Source organism: Aliiroseovarius crassostreae, from assembly GCF_025137635.1.
Taxonomy (GTDB): domain Bacteria; phylum Pseudomonadota; class Alphaproteobacteria; order Rhodobacterales; family Rhodobacteraceae; genus Aliiroseovarius; species Aliiroseovarius crassostreae.
In genome coordinates, this window is record NZ_CP080772.1 from 217,489 (window position 1) to 235,233 (window position 17,745).

Sequence of the window (17,745 nt, forward strand, 5' to 3'; positions counted from 1 at the left end):
CGAATCCAGATTGAGGAGCGCGACATGTCCGACGCAAGCAGCAAACTACGCCTTGGCGTGAATATCGACCACGTAGCCACCCTGCGCAATGCGCGCGGCGGGACCTATCCTGATCCGGTGCGCGCCGCCCTTCTGGCGCAGGAGGCCGGAGCCGATGGGATCACCGCCCATCTGCGAGAAGACCGTCGCCATATTCTGGACGATGATATTGGCGCCCTGATGGATGTGCTGTCGATCCCGCTGAATTTCGAAATGGCCGCGACCGATGAAATGCAGGCAATTGCGCTGAAACACCAGCCGCACGCGGTTTGTATTGTGCCGGAAAAACGCGAAGAGCTGACCACTGAGGGCGGTCTGGAAGTGGCTGCGCAGGACAACCGTCTGGCCGAATTTATCGCGCCGCTGGCAGAGGCCGGATCACGCGTGTCACTGTTCATCGGGGCTGATGAGGCGCAGATCCGTGCAGCCGCGCGCATCGGGGCACCGGTGATTGAACTACATACCGGGGCCTATTGTGATTTCCATAACGAAGGCCGGTTTGAGGAACGCGACGCTGAGCTTGCCCGCCTGCGTGAGGGTGCGCAGCTTGCTCATTCCCTTGGGCTTGAGGTGCATATGGGCCATGGTCTGACCTATGAAACTGTCGAACCAATCGCTGAAATGCCCGAGGTGATGGAACTCAATATCGGGCATTTCCTGATCGGTGAAGCGATTTTCCGTGGACTGCCAGATGCAATGGCCGAGATGCGCAAACTGATGGATTGGGCGCGCGCGTGACCGGGTTTGAACTTCTTCTGATCTGGTTGGGCTGGGTCTTGGCCGGGGCATCCCCCGGCCCGGCAACCCTTGGCATTGCGGCGACCGCTATGAACCAGGGGCGCACAAAGGCGCTCGCCTTTGCGGCCGGTATCCTGACAGGGGGCGCTTTCTGGGGCCTCGCCGCTGCCTTTGGCATGGGGGCCTTGATGCTGGCCCATGTCTGGCTTTTCTCCGTGATCAAATACGCCGGTGCAGCCTATCTGCTTTACCTGGCGCTGAAATCGCTCAGATCGGCGTTTTCGCACAAGGTGCTGATCGACGGAGCAATCGCGGGCGGGACGCATCTCTCAGCGTTCAGAAAAGGGGCGTTGGTCCATCTGACCAATCCCAAGGCGATCCTGTCCTGGGGGGCGGTGTTTTCCATCATCCTGCCACCCTCCGCATCCTTGTCCCAGATCCTCGGCATGTTCGGCTTTCTTTATAGCGGCGGTATTCTGGTCTTTATCGGCTATGCCTTGCTGTTTTCGACCCCCGCCGCCGTGCGGGTCTATCGGTCCGCCCGCCGCGGGTTTGAGCTGGCTTTTGCCGGGCTGTTTGGTGCGGCAGGGCTTAAGATCCTGACGGTGCGGCCAGAATGATTTTGGGGATCGGAACAGACCTTGCGAATATTGATCGCATTCAGGCCACGCTGGAGCGGTTCGGGGATCGCTTTCGCAACCGCGTCTTTACTGAACGAGAGCTGGCCAAGGCCGCAAGGCGCCGCGATGAGGCGGGCACGCTGGCCAAACGCTGGGCCGCGAAAGAAGCGTGTTCCAAGGCGCTGGGCACCGGGCTTTCCATGGGGATCTCATGGCGGGACATGGCGGTGTCGAACCTTGGCACCGGGCAGCCGGTGATGGAGGTCACAGGCTGGGCCAAGGAACGTCTGGATGAGATGACGCCTGAGGGGCATGAGGCCATCCTGCACCTCACCCTTACCGATGATCACCCCTGGGCGCAGGCCTTTGTTGTGATCGAAGCACGGCCGATAAGTGGTGTGTCCCCCGGCGAAACTTGACTCTTTTCCCCTTAGCGACCACAACGCCCCCAACCAATTTACAGGCAGGACCACATGGCCGAGAAAAAACCCGATGGCATCTTTGAGACCATCAAGACCATCTTTTGGGCGCTGATCATCGCGGGTGTCTTCCGCACCCTGTTCTTTCAACCATTCTGGATCCCGACCGGGTCGATGAAAGACACCCTGCTGATCGGCGATTTCCTCTTTGTGAACAAGATGGCTTATGGCTATTCCAAATACTCCTGCCCGTTTGGCATCTGCCCGATTTCCGGTCGGATCCTGGGGTCGGAGCCAGAGCGTGGGGATGTGGTTGTGTTTCGCCATCCGACCCTCGGCACCGACTATGTCAAACGCCTGATTGGCCTGCCGGGGGACAAGATCCAGATCAAGAACGGGATTGTCTTCATCAACGGGGGCGAAGCACCGCAGGAACCCGATGGGATCTTTACCGAAATCAAGGCCTCCCAGGGCCGGTTTGCAACCGTGCCGCGCTGTTCAAATGCGCCGGTTGGTCTGGGCGGTGTCTGTGAGAAACAGCGCAGCATCGAAACCCTTCCCAATGGTGTGAAACACAGCGTGTTGAACGTCGGGACGGGCCGCCTGGACAACACCAATGTGTTCACCGTGCCGGATGGGCATTTCTTCTTCATGGGGGACAACCGCGACAACTCGACCGACAGCCGTGTCAGCCAGAATGCTGGCGGTGTGGGCATGGTGCCGTTTGAGTATCTTTTAGGGCGGGCGGATCGCATCATGTTCTCGGCGGCGGGCAAACGGCTGGTATATTTCTGGACCTGGCGGTCTGATCGCTTCTTCAAGGCAATCGAGTGAAACTGTCGGCGGATCTCCGGGCCTTCGAAGGTCGCATCGGGCATGAGTTCAAAGACCCCGAGCTGCTGATCCGTGCGCTTACGCATGGGTCGATCTCGTCGCGCACCCGGCCGGACAACCAGCGGCTGGAGTTTCTGGGGGACCGGGTGCTGGGCCTTGTGCTGGCCGAACGTCTGCTGGAAGATGATCCCGAGGCTGCGGAAGGTGTGCTGGCGCCGCGCTACAACGCCTTGGTGCGCAAGGAATGCTGCGCGGATGTGGCCCGCGAAGTGGGCCTTGGTGATGTGCTGAAACTTGGCCGGTCCGAGCAGAAGACCGGCGGGCGGCGCAAGCAGGCGCTTTTGGGCGACGCGATGGAAGCCGTGATCGCTGCGGTCTATCGTGACGCCGGGTTCGAGGTCGCCCGTGATATGGTGCTGCGCCTCTGGGGGGAGCGTATTGGCAAGGTCGAGGCGGATGCGCGCGATGCCAAAACCTCGTTGCAGGAATGGGCACAGGCCAGAAAACTGGCACCGCCAAAATATGTCGAGATTGCACGCGAAGGGCCGGATCACGCGCCGGAATTCACCATCGAAGCGCAGCTTGAGAACGGCAAGACGGCGCAGGCCCGCGCCAATTCGAAACGCATGGCCGAACAGGCCGCTGCCAAAGCGCTTTTGACGGCGCTGGAAAGTTCAAAATGACCAAAGCTGGATTTGTCGCCCTGATCGGCGAGCCGAATGCCGGGAAATCGACGCTGACCAACCGGATGGTGGGGGCAAAAGTGTCGATTGTGACCCATAAGGTGCAGACCACCCGCGCGCGTATTCGCGGGGTTGCGATCGAGGGCGACACGCAGATCGTCTTTGTGGATACGCCGGGCCTCTTTCGTCCGCGCAGACGTCTGGACCGCGCCATGGTTGCCGCGGCCTGGGGCGGCGCTGCGGATGCGGATATCGTTGTGCTTCTGGTCGAGGCACATCGTGGTGTGACCGAAGGGGTGGAAAAGATCCTTGAAGGTCTGGAAGAGATTGCACAAGGCCGCACCGTGGCGCTGGCGATCAACAAGATCGACAAGGTGAAATCCGAAGTGCTTCTGGCGCTGACCCAAGACCTCAATGAACGGTATGATTTCGCGGAAACCTTCATGATTTCGGCCGAGAAAGGCCACGGGGTTGTTGCGCTGCGCGAATGGCTGGCGGGCGAGCTGCCGGACGGGCCGTGGCTCTACCCCGAAGATCAGATTGCCGATCTGCCGATGCGGATGATCGCGGCTGAGATGACCCGTGAAAAACTGACCCTGCGCCTGCATCAGGAATTGCCCTATCAGATGACGGTGGAGACTGAGAGCTGGGAAGAGCGCAAGGACGGATCGGCCCGTGTGGATCAGGTGATTTACGTGATGCGGGACGGGCACAAGGGGATTGTGCTGGGCAAGCGCGGTGAGACCATCAAAGCGGTGAGCCAGGCGGCGCGTGCGGAGCTGGAAGAGTTCATGGGACGCAAGGTGCATCTGTTTTTGCAGGTGAAGGTGCGTCCGAACTGGCTTGAGGAAAAAGAGCGCTACTCTGAGATGGGGCTTGATTTCAAGGACGGGAACGCGTGACGCGGCTGACCGCGGATGTCTGGGTCTCGGCTTATCTGACCCGCCTCCGCCTTGCGGGCATACCTGCGTTTGTAACCCGGAAAGGGGACGTGACCGCGGGGGCCGTTCTGGTCAAACTGAACACGCTGGACGGCCGGGCCGTCGCGTATCAGCGCAGTTTTGATCTGATGACCGGTGAACGTGCCTGGGTGGTGCTGTCGGAAGGAGAGGAGCGGGATGTGGATGCCGCTCTTGCACGACAGAAGAGTTTTGATCCTGACCTTTGGGTGATTGAAGTGGAAGATAAATCCGGGCGGCATCTGTTGGATGAGCCGGGGTTGATCGACTGAGGGATCGTCCCAACGGGTTTTGCGCCCGACCTGCCCAGCCCTGCGGGCTGGGCTGTCCGGTCACGGGGGGCCTCGCTCCGCTCGGCCATGCCTCCGGCGGGGATATTTCTGACCAGAAAATAAGGTGGCCGTGAGGAAAGGGGGATTGCCTTTGCGGTCAGTCGATCTCATCTTCCCAACAGGAGGATACGTGATGGACTGGCGGGATGAAGGGGCGCTTCTATCTGTGCGCAAGCATGGTGAAACCTCTGCCATCATTGATGTATTCACCGAAGGTCACGGCCGTCATGCGGGTGTGGTGCGAGGGGGGGTGAGTCGCAAGATGACACCGATCCTGCAACCCGGTGCGCAGCTTGATGTCACCTGGCGGGCGCGATTGGAAGAGCATATCGGCAGTTTCACCGTGGAGCCGGTCCGGGCGCGTGCGCAGATCTGGTCTGACCGGGCGGCCTTGGCAGGTCTGAATGCCATCACCTCCCTGTTGTCCTACGCCCTGCCCGAGCGCGAACCTCACCCGGTTCTTTATGACCGGACGCAATCCATGTTGAACCTGCTGGGCACCAATCCGGCCTGGCCGGTGGCCTATCTGAAATGGGAATTGGCGCTTTTGGAAGAATTGGGGTTCGGGCTTGATCTGAGCAGCTGTGCCGTGACCGGGACGCGTGATGATCTGTGTTTCGTATCCCCCAGAACCGGACGCGCCGTGTCATCTGCCGGGGCGGGGGAATGGGCGGATCGTCTGTTGCCACTTCCAGCGGACATGCTGGGGCGGGGACAGGGGCGTCTTGCGGATGTTCTTGAGGGGTTGAGCACAACCGGATATTTCCTCCTGCACCGTCTGGCCGCTTCGCTTGGAGATCGCCCATTGCCCGATGCACGGGCGCGACTGGTGGACCGGCTGCAGCGGGATTTGGGGCGGGATTTGGGGCGGGATGCTGATGTTTGAGCGTCTGCGCTTGATCAGGGGCTTGCCACAAACAGCATTTCACGCCCGGCATCATTGCTCAGCAGCAAAGTGTCGCCTGACACTTCGGCCAGGCTCATGGCTTCGAGCGCGCTGAAATAGGCGGTTTCAGCTGCAAGCTCGGGGCAGGCTCTCCGGGTTGCAATGATGTTTTCGACCTCAAACCACGGATATGGAACGGTCACCTTGGCGGAATAGCTGTTACAGGGCGCTTGGCCGGAAACCTGCCCGCGGGGGCCGAGCGTTAAGGTGGCGCGGGCCGGGGCAGGACCCCCGTCAAGTTCCTGCCAGACCCAGGTGGTTTTTTCCGGGGCATAGCCGGACAGGGTTTCGTCATTGCAGGCGGCCAGGATCAGAAGCGACATGGCCAGGAGGTTAATTGGTCTCATTTTCCGGTTCCAATACGTATCAGGTTACCTAAGCGTCCCGCAGGGCCAGAAGGGCGGCGAGCAGCGTGCTCATCGCGTTGCGATTGTCGACCTCATCCGTGGCGGAAAGGGTGCCCAGGCCGATATAGGCACCATAGATGATCCGGGCGAAATCGGGGTTGGTCAGGTCCAGCTCAACCAGGATCTCTTTAAGGTAACCGAGGCGCTTTTGATCCACCCGAGAAACGGCCAGGGCCACGTCGGGATGGTCCAGTGCCCAGGCCCGGATGGCAGGCTCGGTGCCGTCTCCGCCATGGGTGGCATCATTTGCGGTGGCAATCTCTCCCAACAGGTAGAGGCGTCGCACCGGGTCGGGTTCAGAGGCCAGCCCATCCGTGATGGCGTCCACGGCGCGATGTTCCCATAGCAGGAGCATCTGGGTGTGAAAATCCGACAGGTCTTTGAAATGCCAGTAGAAAGACCCTTTGGTCGTGCCTAGCTCACGCGCCAGCGGCTCTGCTTTCAGGGCTTTGGCCCCTTGGCGGGCCAGGGCACGAAAGCCTGCCATTATCCAGTCTTCACTGCTCAGCCGGTTTCGTTTTTCCGTCATTTCCTCACCATACGATAGCGTATTGACAGAGTATCGGTCGTGGCTAACATACGCAAGCGTATGGAGTGAGAATTTGTGAGGAACCGATGAAAAGGTCTATGATTTTGGCAGCCGTCCTGATGGGGCTGACCACCGGAGTGCATGTTCTGGCTGGAGGGCCGGACATTCACCTGCCGATACAGTCCAGCAACCTGCCCGCGGATTTGCGGGCGATATCAGCCGTTCTCTGGCACGCCGTGACCGTCAACCTTACTCTGTTCACCTTGTCACTGGCCTGGATGGTGCGTCATGAAAACAGGGGGCTTGGCGTGCTGCTGGTTGGGGTGCTGCTCGGGTATGCGGGGTTGTTCCTGTATTACGGAGCGACGATCCTCGGATCGCTTTGGGTGATGCCTCAATGGGTGATTTTTCTGCTGATCCCGGCAGTGATGCTGTTTGGAATGAGGGCGCGCGCATGACCGGCTTACTGATTGCGATCCTGTCTGCCATCGCGGTGTTGCATCTGATCTGGGCTCTGGGTTTCAACTGGCCGATCCGGGATGAGATGGCGTTGGCAAGGGCGGTGGTCGGCGTAAAGGGAATTGCCCGGATGCCCCCGAGATGGGCAAGTGCGCTGGTGGCCTGTGCCCTTTTTGGGGTCACCCTGTTGGTCGCCATGCTGGCAAATCTCATGCCCGTCTCGCTTCCCTCCGGGCTGACGACGGTCGCGGGTTGGGGCATGGTGGGTGTCTTTGCGCTGCGAGGAGGGGCCAGTTATCTGCCTGTCTGGCGCAGGCATCAGGAAGCCTGCTTTGACCGGTTGAACAGGATCCTCTACGGCCCGCTTTGCCTACTGATCGCGGTGCTGACAGTGGCGCATATATGAAAAGGGCCACCTTGTGGGCGGCCCTTGTGCTTAAGGTCATGAGAATTTGAGATTGCGCTCGGGCAGCTTTATCCCAGCAGGCGGCGGGCAATCACCTGCGCCTGAATTTCGGCAGCGCCTTCGAAAATATTCAGGATGCGCGCGTCACACAGGACCCGGCTGATCTGATATTCCAAGGCAAACCCGTTGCCGCCGTGGATCTGCAGCGCGTTGTCGGCACAGGCCCAGGCGATGCGTGCGCCCAAGAGCTTGGCCATGCCCGCTTCGAGGTCGCAACGCTGGTCGTGGTCCTTTTCCCAGGCCGAGAAATAGGTCAGCTGACGTGCCACCATGATCTCAACCGCCATCATGGCAAGCTTGTTGGCCACGCGGGGGAAGTTGATCAGGGATTTGCCGAACTGCTTGCGATCTTCAGCGTATTGCATGCCGATTTCCAGCGCGTTCTGCGCGACACCAATGGCGCGTGCGGCGGTCTGGATCCGGGCCGCTTCGAAGGTTTTCATCAGCTGTTTGAAGCCCTGACCCTCAACCCCGCCGAGCAGATTTTCACCCTTCACCTTGAACCCGTCAAAGCCCAGTTCAAATTCCTTCATGCCGCGATAACCCAGCACCTCGATCTCGCCGCCGGTCATACCTTCGGTCGGGAACGGATTTGCGTCGTCACCGGGGGTTTTTTCTGCCAGGAACATCGACAATCCGCGGTGATCCGTGCTGTCGGGATCGGTGCGTGCCAAGAGCGTCATCACATGGGTGCGGGCCGCGTGGGTGATCCAGGTCTTGTTGCCGGTCACCTCGTAATCGCCCTCGGCGTTTTTCACCGCGCGGGTGCGCAGGCTGCCAAGGTCGGATCCGGTGTTCGGTTCGGTGAAGACAGCGGTGGGCAGGATCTCAGCCGATGAGATCTTGGGCAGCCACTGTTCCTTCTGTTCATCCGTGCCACCCGCCAGGATCAGCTCAGCGGCAATCTCGGAGCGGGTGCCCAGTGAGCCGACGCCAATATACCCGCGCGACAGCTCTTCCGAGACCACCACCATCGAGGCTTTCGACAGGCCCAGCCCGCCATATTCTTCGGGGATGGTCAGGCCGAACACACCCATCTCCGCCAGTTCTTCGAGGATCTCCAGCGGGATGTAATCGTCTTTCAGGTGCCAGTCATGGGCATTGGGGGCGACGCGTTCGTCGGCATAGCGCCGGAACTGCTCGCGGATCATCTCCAGCTCTTCATCCAGACCGGTGGCGCCGAATGTTGCGTGGCCCGCATTGTCCCGCATCAGTTCAACCAGGCGGGTGCGGGCGGCCTGAGAGTTGCCACCGGCCACCAGCGTGTTGATCGCGTCGGTGTTCAGAGCAGCACCGTCCACCCCCATATCGGCCAGACGGGCCATTTCGTTCTGGCTCATCATCATCCCGCCCTTGATCTGGGCAAGATATTCGCCAAAGGCAATTTGCAGGATCAGGGTTTCCATCTCGCCAAGCTGACCAGCCTCGTTCAGGCGGGTGGCCCAGGCGTTCATCTGGCGCAGGCTTTCCGTATAGGTGGCGAGCCAGGACAGGGCGTGGGCTGCGGCCTGGTGCTCTTCCAGCTTGGCGCCAGAGATGCGGTCGCCCTCGCTCACCATCTCACGAACCGATGACTTGGCGGTCTCGAACACGGTTTCCACCGGGGCAATGGCCGCGCCGGTGAGGGTCAGAATATTGTCGATCAGGGCGCTCATCTTACTGTCTCCTGTCAAAGGGGCCCGGATTCGGACCCGCAAAAAAGCTCTCGTCCCCCGGATAGCCATTTTGCAGTTGCAGCGCAATAAAAATGCGCATGCAGCATCGCATTCGAACAATTATGACGCGGCGATAGGGCGCATGACGCCCCCTTCCTGTTCCTGTAAGACGGGAGGCAAAGACTTTCTGGAGTTAAAGATGGGTATTTTGGCAGAGCTGTCCCCCTGGGTCCTGTCCCTGGCAGTTTTCGTGACATTGGCGGCGGGGTTCGTGAAAGGCGCGGTGGGGTTTGCCATGCCGCTGATCATGATCTCGGGGCTGGCCACGGTGCTGCCGGCGGAAACCGCGCTGGCGGCGCTGATCCTGCCCACGGTGCTGACCAATGTGCAGCAAAGCCTGCGTCAGGGGCCTGCCGCCGCTTGGGGCACGATCGGCAAGTTCAAGATCTTCCTGATCGCCTTTCTTGTCCTGATCGCCTTTTCCGCCCAATTGGTGCGGGTGCTGCCGCAAAGCTGGCTGTTCATTGCAATTGGCGGGCCGATTGTCCTGTTTTGCCTGATGCAATTGCGGGGCTGGTCGCCCAGCCTGAAGGCAGAAAACAGGCTGCGGGATGAAGGGATTGTCGGTGCGATAGCCGGGTTTATCGGCGGGTTGTCCGGGGTGTGGGGGCCGCCCACCGTGGCGTATCTGACCGCCATTCACACCCCCAAGGCCGAGCAGATGCGTGTGCAGGGGGTGATCTACGGGGTTGGCGCTCTGGCCCTTCTGGTGGCGCATCTGAAATCAGGTGTGTTCAGTCTTCACACGGCTCCCCTTTCTGCCCTGATGCTGGTCCCGGCAGGGATTGGCATGGTGATTGGCGGACGTTTTCACGATGCGATGCCGCAAAAGACCTTCAAGCGGGTGACATTGGTGATTCTCACCGTGGCGGGGGTGAACCTGATCCGTAAGGGGCTGATGGGCTGACGCTTAGGTGTCGCCAAGAATCGCGGGCCACATTGCTGCATTGCGGCGGGCAAATATCGCCGTATGTCCCACCTGTTTCAGGTCGAAATCTGCGGGGTGGAGCACAACATGTTCATGGGGGCAGGACGGATATCTCTGCGCCAGTTGGGCCACCACATGCGGCGGAACCGCGCCATCATCGCTGAGCGCCACCGTGCGCAGCGGGCAATTTGGACCTGTGGTCGGAATGGGGCCAAGCTCTGCCACGTCGAAACCGGGGGTGGTGCACCAGCGTTTCCATTGGCGAAAGACCGGGCCGGGAATGTCGCTGCCCAGCCCGGAAACCCGTCCGGGAAGGTATCCCCACATGGCCAGGGCCATCGGCCCGACACCATACCAAAGGGCCCTCACCAGGGCCTGATACGGCCAGGGATGATCGCGGGTGTGCACAGGTCCGGAACAGACCGCAATGATCCGTGAAATCTCGTCCGACCGGCTTTGGCGCGCGCCCATCAGACCGCCAAGGGAATGTCCGATCACCCAGATCGGAGCACCATGTGCCCGGGCCGACAACCAGTCGCGGGCAGCTTGTTGATCCCCGATGCCCCAGTCCTGCATGGTTGCGGTGACGCGATGGATTGGCGTGTGCGCCGAGGCCCTAAAGCCGCGATAATCATATGTCAGGCAACTTACCTGTTGCTCCTGTGCCAACCAGTTGGCGAAATGCCGGTAGAAGGGATGCGGTACGCCGGTTGCCCCGTGTAGCACCGCCACGGCGCGGGGGCGGGTCGCTTCGTGCCATGTGCCCCGCAACGCTGGTGAGCCGGGGATCAGGACGGGCTGGCTGGAGTCGGTGAGATCGCGCATGGGGACAGATCAGCGCAGGTTTTGCGGCGTGGTAAAGTCTGACCGCGCGTCAGGTCAGGCAACGTCAAGGCGTTTCGGGATCAACTTGAAACGCATGTTTATTCCGAAACGCCCACGACATTGATCTCTCTTGCGGCGTTTTGACGTTTCCCTGTCTCGGGTTAAAGTCGAAACGCATTAACCAGCGGTGCTGGCTGTAGGGAAGGGGTCGCGAAACGAAAACCGCCCCACGTTGCATAGGAACGCGGGGCGGTGATTTTTAGATGATCTGCAGGGGGTTAGCCCAGGGCAACCGCTTTCACATCATCGTCAATATCGGCCTCATACTGGGTGAAGTTCTTGGCGAACATCTCAACCAGTTTCTGGGCTTGGGCATCATAGGCCTGGGCGTCATCCCAGGTGCGGCGCGGGTCAAGCAGCAGATCAGCCACGCCCGAAACCTTGACCGGAACTTCGAAGCCGAAGTTTTCATCCTTACGGAATTCCGCATCTGCCAGCGACCCGTCGAGGGCGGCGGTCAGCAGCGCGCGGGTGGCGCGGATCGGCATACGCGACCCGGTACCGTATGCTCCACCGGTCCAACCAGTGTTGACCAGCCAGCAGGTTGCGCCGTGCTTGGCGATCTTGTCACGCAGCAGCGCGCCATACTCGGCCGGGCGGCGCGGCATGAAGGGCGCCCCAAAACAGGTCGAGAAAGTGGGTTCCGGTTCGGTCACGCCCTTCTCGGTGCCAGCCACTTTCGACGTGAAGCCGGACAGGAAGTGATACATCGCCTGCGCCGGGGTCAGGCGTGCGATCGGAGGCAGCACACCAAAGGCGTCACAGGTCAGCATGATGATGTTCTTCGGGTGCCCACCAATGGCGGAATTCGATGCGTTCGAGATATAGTGCAGCGGGTAGGCGCAGCGCATATTCGCGGTCAGCGAGTCGTCTTTGAAGTCGAGATCAAAGGTTTCCTCGTCAAACACCATGTTTTCGATCACGGTGGCGAATTTCTCGGTGGTGGCATAGATTTCCGGTTCGGCTTCAGCCGACAGGTTGATCGTCTTGGCATAGCAGCCCCCTTCGAAGTTGAAGGTGCCGGTGTCCGACCAGCCATGTTCGTCATCACCGATCAGCGTGCGCGAGGGGTCTGCCGACAGGGTGGTCTTGCCGGTGCCGGACAGGCCGAAGAACACAGCGGTGTCGACCGGGTTGCCGGTGTCGTGGTTGGCCGAGCAATGCATCGGCATGATGCCTTTTTCGGGCAGCATGTAGTTCAGAAGGGTGAAGACCGATTTCTTGTTCTCACCCGCATATTCGGTGCCGCCGATCAGGATCAGCTTGCGGTCGAAGTTCAGCGCAATCACGGTTTCCGAACGGCAGCCATGGCGTTCGGGGTTCGCGTTGAAGGTCGGGCAATTGATGATGGTGAATTCCGGCTCGAACTCGTCCAGCTCGTCACGGTCGGGGCGACGCAGCAGGTGACGGATAAACAGGTTGTGCCAGGCCAGTTCCGACACCACGCGCACGTCCAGGCGATGTGCGGGGTCTGCGCCACCAAACAGGTCCTGCACGAAGTAATCGCCACCCTTCATATGCTCCAGCATGTCTTGGTAAAGCACATCGAACTTGGCCGGGTCCATCGGCGGGTTGTTCTCCCACCAGATATGCTCCTCGACGCTGGGGGTTTTCACAACAAACTTGTCCTTGGGCGAGCGGCCCGTGTGTTTGCCCGTCGTGACCAGGAAGGCGCCGCCTTTGCCCAGCTTGCCTTCGTCGCGCTTCAGCGCGGCTTCGACAAGGGCCGGCTCCATCAGGTTGTAATAGACATTGCCCAGCCCGGTGATGCCTTGATCTTCCAAGCGGCGTGCCGGGTTTACCCGTCCAGTGGTCATAGAATTCGCTCCTGTCGCCGGTCCAGAGATCCCCCGGCGTATCTGTTCCACATGTAAGCGCGTGGTCTGTCCTGACCCGATCCGCGGGCCGGGCCACGCGCGCCACCCTCATGTGAACGAGCGTGGTGTGGCGGCTATAGCATGGGGGAAATGAAAGGGAACAGGGCGCAATTGGCTCGTTAGCGCAACCAAACGCTTGTTTGCGCAAACTGTCGCAGAATTGCCCGCCAGGTCGCCTTCCGTAGGGTGAGACATATTCGCCATGTTTTTACACTTTCGCGGTTTTATTGATGCATGTGCGAAAGCCGATTCGCAGTTCTCTGTTGATTCTCAAGGCCGAAAACGGGATTATGGCAAGAATAAGACAAAACAAAACAACATTCACGAGCAGCACAAGGAGACCTCTGTAATGTCGAGGATCGCTCTTGTTGACGACGACCGTAATATTCTGACGTCGGTGTCGATCACCCTTGAGGCGGAAGGCTTCGAGGTGGAAACCTATAATGACGGGCAATCCGCTTTGGATGCCTTTACCAAGCGCATGCCCGACATGGCTGTGCTGGATATCAAGATGCCTCGCATGGATGGGATGGATCTGCTGCAGCGCCTGCGCCAGAAAACCTCGACCCTGCCGGTCATTTTCCTGACATCCAAAGATGACGAGATTGATGAGGTTCTTGGCCTGCGTATGGGGGCCGATGACTATGTGACCAAACCGTTTTCCCAACGTCTGCTGGTGGAACGCATCCGGGCGCTTCTGCGTCGTCAGGAAGTGCGGGCAAAGGATGATGAAGGGGATGTCGAGGAAAGCAAGATCCTCGAACGCGGTGAGTTGACCATGGATCCCTTGCGCCACGCGGTGACATGGAAGGGCAATGATGTCTCGCTGACCGTGACCGAGTTCCTGCTGCTGCAGGCGCTGGCCTCGCGTCCAGGCTTTGTGAAAAGCCGGGATCAGCTGATGGATGTGGCCTATGATGATCAGGTTTATGTGGATGACCGGACCATCGACAGCCATATCAAGCGCCTGCGCAAGAAAATGCGTATGGCAGACAAGGATTTTTCGGCGATCGAAACCCTCTACGGGATCGGCTACCGCTATAACGAGGAATAAATCCCTGCCCGTGAGGCTGGGGTTGGACCAGGCGGACAGAACAGAGACTGGGGAAGAATTTGCGCGATACCAAAGTGTCATCAGGCTCGGATGTGGTTATCGGTGAAGATTGGGTTGGTCCCCAGAACACCGTCGAAGCCGAGCTGCGCGATGGACGGGCCAAGCGGGGATTGATTTCCATCAATCGTTCACCGCTTGCCCGCAAGATTATCATTTTCAACCTTCTGGGTCTGCTGGTGCTGGTGGCCGGGGTGCTCTATCTCAACCCGTTCCGCGACAGTCTTGTGCTGCAGCGCGAACGCGGCCTGGTGGTTGAGGCCGAACTGATTGCCAATGTTTTCGAAGCGCAGATGCAAGAGGGCACACCCCTTTCTACAGGGCTTGATGTCACCGGAACACTGGCGGCCCTCAGCCTGCCCGAAGGTGTAGAAGCCTTTGTTTTTGATCGGGAAAAGAACCTGTTGGGCAATGTTGTCGGACAGGCGCGCACCGTGCCCGACCCTGTAAACGGGCTTGCTCCGGGCGCCCATTCAACCATTATCACCGATATGCTGAACAGTCTTTGGGACAGTGTTTCATCGGTTCTGGCGAGCGGGGAAAAATCCAAGCCACTGGATCGTGAGGCATTGGTCCGGACCCTGCTGGACAAATCCCTGGCCGGGGGAACGCAGATTGCCCCGGGGGCAAAAAGTGATGTCGGGATGGTGTTTTCGGTTGCGGCCCCGATCCTGAAGGACGGGGTGACGCTTGGCGCCGTTGCGGTCTCATCCGCGGATGGGGAACTGGATCTTCTGGTGCGCAGTGAGCGGGAACAATTGTTGCAGATGTTCGTGATTGCCATTCTTGTTTCGATCGGGTTGAGTCTGGTTCTGGCCTCGACCATCGCCAACCCGCTGTCGGATCTGGCCACGGCCGCCGAGCTGGGCCGCGACAAGAATGCGCGCAAGGTCAATCCGGGCCGTGTGCGTATTCCGGACCTGTCCGGTCGCCCCGATGAAATTGGCCGGCTGTCCGGTGCGCTGCGCGGCATGGTGGCGGCTCTTTATGACCGGATCGATTCAAACGAACAATTTGCCGCTGATGTCGCCCATGAAATCAAGAACCCGCTTGCGTCGCTGCGCTCTGCCATCGGAACGCTCCGGGTGGCCAAAAAGGATGAGCACCGCGTCAAATTGCTGGATGTAATTGAGCATGACGTGCGTCGGCTGGACCGTCTGGTCAGTGATATCTCCAACGCTTCACGGCTGGACAGCGAGCTTGTGAAGGAAGAGGAAGAACCATTCAACCTTCTGAAAATGCTTGGGAACCTCACACAGTATCTCGGCAATGAAGCGGTTGATAAAGGGGTGGATTTTATTTCCGACCTGCCGCCGGAACCGATTGTGATCAATGGGCTTGAGGCGCGTCTGGCACAGGTTTTTGTAAATCTGATCACCAATGCGCTCAGCTTCTGTGAAGAAGGGGATGCGATCCGGGTCTGGGTCCGCAGGCGTGCCAACCGGGTGCTGGTTGTGGTCGAAGACACCGGTCCGGGCATTCCCGAACAGGCCCTGACGAAGGTGTTCAAGCGGTTCTATTCCGAACGCCCGGAAAACCAGTTTGGCAACAATTCAGGCCTTGGCCTGGCGATTTCCAAGCAGATTGTCGAGGCACATGGCGGGGTGATCTGGGCGGAAAACATTCGCCCAACCGATGCGGACATCACCTCTGAACCCCTGGGTGCACGTTTTGTGGTCGGGCTTCCGGTGTGAGTGAGGCCGCCTCGCACGGTTCCCTGACTGGTGCGGTTCTGACCCCGGACGCGCGCGGCTATGTGCCCGCGACCACGGTTGCGATTGATGGCAGGGGGGTGATGCTGATTGGCCCGTCCGGGAGCGGAAAATCCGCGCTGGCGCTTCAGCTTATTTCCCTCGGGGCGATGCTTGTATCCGACGATCTGACCCGTGTTGCAGCCACGCCGGCTGGACTTACGGCCCATGCCCCTGATCACATGGCAGGAAAGATGGAAGCGCGCGGGGTCGGATTGATCCGGGTGCCCCACGCAAACTCTGCCCCTTTGGCCTGGGTGGTGGACCTGTCGCAGACCGAAGATCAGCGCCTGCCGCCATCGCGCCCGGTCACAATCGTGGCAAAATACCCGCTTGCCACCCTTTGGCGGGTTGACGCGCCGCATTTTCCAAGTGCCTTATTTTACATGGTAAAACTCGGTGTCCATAATGAAGAAGATGGTTGACGCGACAGATCCTGCGCAACGCGATCCCAGCCCCCCCAGTGTTGTTCTGGTGACCGGCCCGTCGGGGGCAGGACGCAGCACGGCCGTGCGGGTTCTGGAGGATGTGGGGTATGAGGTAATCGACAACCTGCCGCTGTCCCTTGTGAACCGCGTTTTGACGGGCCCGGCGCTGACCCACCCGATTGCGCTTGGGGTGGATGCGCGCAACCGGGACTTCTCGACCGAGATGATGCTTGAGGTGATTGAAACGCTGCGCAGCGATCCGCGTTATCACATGGAGCTGTTATATCTGGATTGCACTGATGACGTGCTGGTGCGCCGCTATTCCGAAACCCGCCGCAGGCACCCGCTTGCCCCTGCGGACACGCCGCTTGATGGCATTCGGGTTGAGAAGCGCCTGCTGGAACCGGTGCGAGGGCGGGCGGATGTGCTGATTGATACGGCAGACCTGTCGCCTCATGACCTTAAAGAAGAGCTGCTTCGGTGGTTGTCGGTTTCGGGAACGGATCGGCTGGCCGTTTCCGTTCAATCTTTCAGCTATAAGCGGGGGGTGCCACGCGGGTTGGACCTGGTCTTTGATGCGCGCTTCCTGCGCAACCCGCATTGGGATCCCGACTTGCGCGCCCTGACCGGGCAGGATGACCGCGTGCTGAACTATGTCGCGCAGGATGCGCGGTTTGCCCCGTTTTTCGACAAGATTTCGGATCTGGCGGAGTTTCTGCTACCGGCCTATGGCGAAGAGGGAAAAGCGCATCTGGCCATTGGCATTGGATGCACCGGGGGAAGGCACCGCTCGGTCGCCCTGACGGAAAAGCTGGCAAAGGCACTTGCACATAAGGGCTGGCAGGTGTCAATTAGGCATCGGGAACTTGAGCGTCAGTCCACGGGGCAGGCGATGGACAATTTGGGGAAAGAGGCGTGATCGGAATTGTGATCGTCGCACATGGTGGATTGGCTGGCGAGTATCTGGCCGCGGTTGAACATGTGGTCGGCCAGCAGGAAGGTGTGGCCGCCATTGCGACAACGGCCGAGCTGGATCGAGCCGCAAAGCAGAATGAGATTTGCCAGGCGGCTGATCGGGTTGATCAGGGCGACGGGGTGGTTGTCGTCGTGGATATGTTCGGGGGGTCGCCTTCCAACCTTTCCCTGCCAGCCTGTTGCAAATCAGATCGACGGATCCTTTACGGAGCCAACCTGCCGATGCTGGTGAAATTGGCAAAATCGCGCCATTTGCCAGTGGAACGCGCAACGGAAATGGCCCTGACAGCAGGGCGCAAATATATTGATTGTATCAACGCGGGTCAGGGGACATCGACATGAGCAATAGCCGGGTTCTTGAGATCATCAACGTCAAGGGGCTGCATGCGCGCGCCTCTGCGAAATTCGTTGAAACGGTCGAGGCACATGATGCCCATGCGCGGGTTGAAAAGGATGGGCTTGAGGCCGAGGGAGACTCGATCATGGGGCTGTTGATGCTGGCCGCGTCTCAGGGCACCAGCATCCAGGTGGATACATCCGGCCCGGAAGCCGCCAAGCTGCTTGATGCGCTGGACACGCTTGTTGCGGACAAGTTCGGTGAGGGAATGTAACAACGCATTCCTTCGGATGTGTTCAAAACCAAT

The 17,745-nt window shown here is 59.8% G+C and carries 22 protein-coding genes; 17 read left to right on the forward strand and 5 right to left on the reverse strand.

The window, feature by feature from the left end; translation table 11 throughout:
* Positions 1–24 precede the first annotated feature (24 nt).
* The 8 genes from K3J57_RS00995 to recO all read left to right on the forward strand — a co-directional run bounded on the left by K3J57_RS00995 (position 25) and on the right by recO (position 5,510).
* The gene (locus K3J57_RS00995) at positions 25–777 is read left to right on the forward strand and encodes a pyridoxine 5'-phosphate synthase (protein WP_259776450.1); all 753 of its coding nucleotides are present in this window, start codon (positions 25–27) and stop codon (positions 775–777) included.
* Positions 774–1,397, forward strand: a complete 624-nt coding sequence (locus K3J57_RS01000) for a LysE family translocator (RefSeq protein ID WP_259793496.1) — start codon at positions 774–776, stop codon at positions 1,395–1,397. The genes K3J57_RS00995 and K3J57_RS01000 overlap by 4 nt, the downstream gene beginning before the upstream one ends.
* Positions 1,394–1,816: a holo-ACP synthase gene (gene acpS / locus K3J57_RS01005; RefSeq protein ID WP_259786025.1), complete on the forward strand. Its 423-nt coding sequence runs from the start codon at positions 1,394–1,396 to the stop codon at positions 1,814–1,816. Before K3J57_RS01000 ends, acpS begins: the two co-directional genes overlap by 4 nt.
* 54 nt (positions 1,817–1,870) lie before the next feature.
* A complete protein-coding gene (gene lepB, locus K3J57_RS01010) occupies positions 1,871–2,650 on the forward strand; it encodes a signal peptidase I (RefSeq protein WP_259793497.1) in 780 nt (259 codons plus the stop codon).
* Positions 2,647–3,333, forward strand: a complete 687-nt coding sequence (gene rnc, locus K3J57_RS01015) for a ribonuclease III (RefSeq protein ID WP_173485891.1) — start codon at positions 2,647–2,649, stop codon at positions 3,331–3,333. The genes lepB and rnc overlap by 4 nt, the downstream gene beginning before the upstream one ends.
* Positions 3,330–4,235 carry a GTPase Era gene (gene era / locus K3J57_RS01020; RefSeq protein ID WP_259793498.1) on the forward strand — a complete coding sequence of 302 codons (906 nt, stop codon included), beginning with the start codon at positions 3,330–3,332 and terminating at the stop codon, positions 4,233–4,235. The genes rnc and era overlap by 4 nt, the downstream gene beginning before the upstream one ends.
* The gene (locus K3J57_RS01025) at positions 4,232–4,564 is read left to right on the forward strand and encodes a DUF1491 family protein (RefSeq protein ID WP_055187803.1); all 333 of its coding nucleotides are present in this window, start codon (positions 4,232–4,234) and stop codon (positions 4,562–4,564) included. The genes era and K3J57_RS01025 overlap by 4 nt, the downstream gene beginning before the upstream one ends.
* Positions 4,565–4,757: 193 nt before the next feature.
* Positions 4,758–5,510: a DNA repair protein RecO gene (recO, locus tag K3J57_RS01030; protein WP_259793499.1), complete on the forward strand. Its 753-nt coding sequence runs from the start codon at positions 4,758–4,760 to the stop codon at positions 5,508–5,510.
* Between the two features lie 14 nt (positions 5,511–5,524).
* On the opposite strand, the gene K3J57_RS01035 is transcribed toward recO, so the two are convergent.
* Together K3J57_RS01035 and K3J57_RS01040 are read right to left on the reverse strand one after the other, a co-directional pair.
* Positions 5,525–5,893 (reverse strand): META domain-containing protein, encoded by a 369-nt coding sequence (locus tag K3J57_RS01035; protein WP_259793500.1) that lies wholly within the window; start codon positions 5,891–5,893, stop codon positions 5,525–5,527.
* A 52-nt stretch (positions 5,894–5,945) separates the two neighbouring features.
* A complete protein-coding gene (locus K3J57_RS01040) occupies positions 5,946–6,464 on the reverse strand; it encodes a TetR/AcrR family transcriptional regulator (protein ID WP_259793501.1) in 519 nt (172 codons plus the stop codon).
* A gap of 140 nt (positions 6,465–6,604) precedes the next feature.
* Between K3J57_RS01040 and K3J57_RS01045 the strand changes: the two genes are divergently transcribed.
* Complete coding sequence (locus K3J57_RS01045; protein WP_259796747.1) at positions 6,605–6,964, forward strand: hypothetical protein; 360 nt, start codon at positions 6,605–6,607, stop codon at positions 6,962–6,964.
* Complete coding sequence (locus tag K3J57_RS01050) at positions 6,961–7,371, forward strand: DUF3995 domain-containing protein (protein WP_259793503.1); 411 nt, start codon at positions 6,961–6,963, stop codon at positions 7,369–7,371. Before K3J57_RS01045 ends, K3J57_RS01050 begins: the two co-directional genes overlap by 4 nt.
* Before the next feature lie 68 nt (positions 7,372–7,439).
* Here the strand turns inward: K3J57_RS01050 and K3J57_RS01055 are convergent, their stop codons facing one another.
* Positions 7,440–9,086 carry an acyl-CoA dehydrogenase family protein gene (locus tag K3J57_RS01055; RefSeq protein WP_259786050.1) on the reverse strand — a complete coding sequence of 549 codons (1,647 nt, stop codon included), beginning with the start codon at positions 9,084–9,086 and terminating at the stop codon, positions 7,440–7,442.
* A gap of 199 nt (positions 9,087–9,285) precedes the next feature.
* Between K3J57_RS01055 and K3J57_RS01060 the strand changes: the two genes are divergently transcribed.
* A complete protein-coding gene (locus K3J57_RS01060) occupies positions 9,286–10,053 on the forward strand; it encodes a sulfite exporter TauE/SafE family protein (RefSeq protein WP_173485882.1) in 768 nt (255 codons plus the stop codon).
* Between the two features lie 3 nt (positions 10,054–10,056).
* Here K3J57_RS01060 and K3J57_RS01065 read toward each other — a convergent pair whose 3' ends face one another.
* Together K3J57_RS01065 and K3J57_RS01070 are read right to left on the reverse strand one after the other, a co-directional pair.
* Positions 10,057–10,899, reverse strand: a complete 843-nt coding sequence (locus K3J57_RS01065) for an alpha/beta hydrolase family protein (protein WP_259796749.1) — start codon at positions 10,897–10,899, stop codon at positions 10,057–10,059.
* A gap of 278 nt (positions 10,900–11,177) precedes the next feature.
* Positions 11,178–12,776: a phosphoenolpyruvate carboxykinase gene (locus tag K3J57_RS01070; RefSeq protein WP_259796752.1), complete on the reverse strand. Its 1,599-nt coding sequence runs from the start codon at positions 12,774–12,776 to the stop codon at positions 11,178–11,180.
* A 409-nt stretch (positions 12,777–13,185) separates the two neighbouring features.
* On the opposite strand from K3J57_RS01070, the gene K3J57_RS01075 reads away from it, so the two are divergent.
* The 6 genes from K3J57_RS01075 to K3J57_RS01100 are packed head-to-tail and all read left to right on the forward strand — an operon-like array spanning position 13,186 to position 17,712.
* Positions 13,186–13,890: a response regulator transcription factor gene (locus K3J57_RS01075; RefSeq protein WP_259793505.1), complete on the forward strand. Its 705-nt coding sequence runs from the start codon at positions 13,186–13,188 to the stop codon at positions 13,888–13,890.
* Between the two features lie 59 nt (positions 13,891–13,949).
* Positions 13,950–15,641, forward strand: coding sequence for a sensor histidine kinase (locus K3J57_RS01080; RefSeq protein WP_259786054.1), 1,692 nt, complete (start codon positions 13,950–13,952; stop codon positions 15,639–15,641).
* Positions 15,638–16,123 (forward strand): HPr kinase/phosphorylase, encoded by a 486-nt coding sequence (locus K3J57_RS01085; RefSeq protein WP_259786055.1) that lies wholly within the window; start codon positions 15,638–15,640, stop codon positions 16,121–16,123. The genes K3J57_RS01080 and K3J57_RS01085 overlap by 4 nt, the downstream gene beginning before the upstream one ends.
* A complete protein-coding gene (gene rapZ / locus K3J57_RS01090) occupies positions 16,107–17,045 on the forward strand; it encodes an RNase adapter RapZ (RefSeq protein WP_375542818.1) in 939 nt (312 codons plus the stop codon). The genes K3J57_RS01085 and rapZ overlap by 17 nt, the downstream gene beginning before the upstream one ends.
* Positions 17,042–17,443, forward strand: a complete 402-nt coding sequence (locus tag K3J57_RS01095) for a PTS sugar transporter subunit IIA (protein ID WP_173485877.1) — start codon at positions 17,042–17,044, stop codon at positions 17,441–17,443. The genes rapZ and K3J57_RS01095 overlap by 4 nt, the downstream gene beginning before the upstream one ends.
* Entirely contained in the window at positions 17,440–17,712 is a 273-nt protein-coding gene (locus tag K3J57_RS01100) for an HPr family phosphocarrier protein (protein ID WP_055187827.1), read from the forward strand. Before K3J57_RS01095 ends, K3J57_RS01100 begins: the two co-directional genes overlap by 4 nt.
* Positions 17,713–17,745 lie beyond the last annotated feature (33 nt).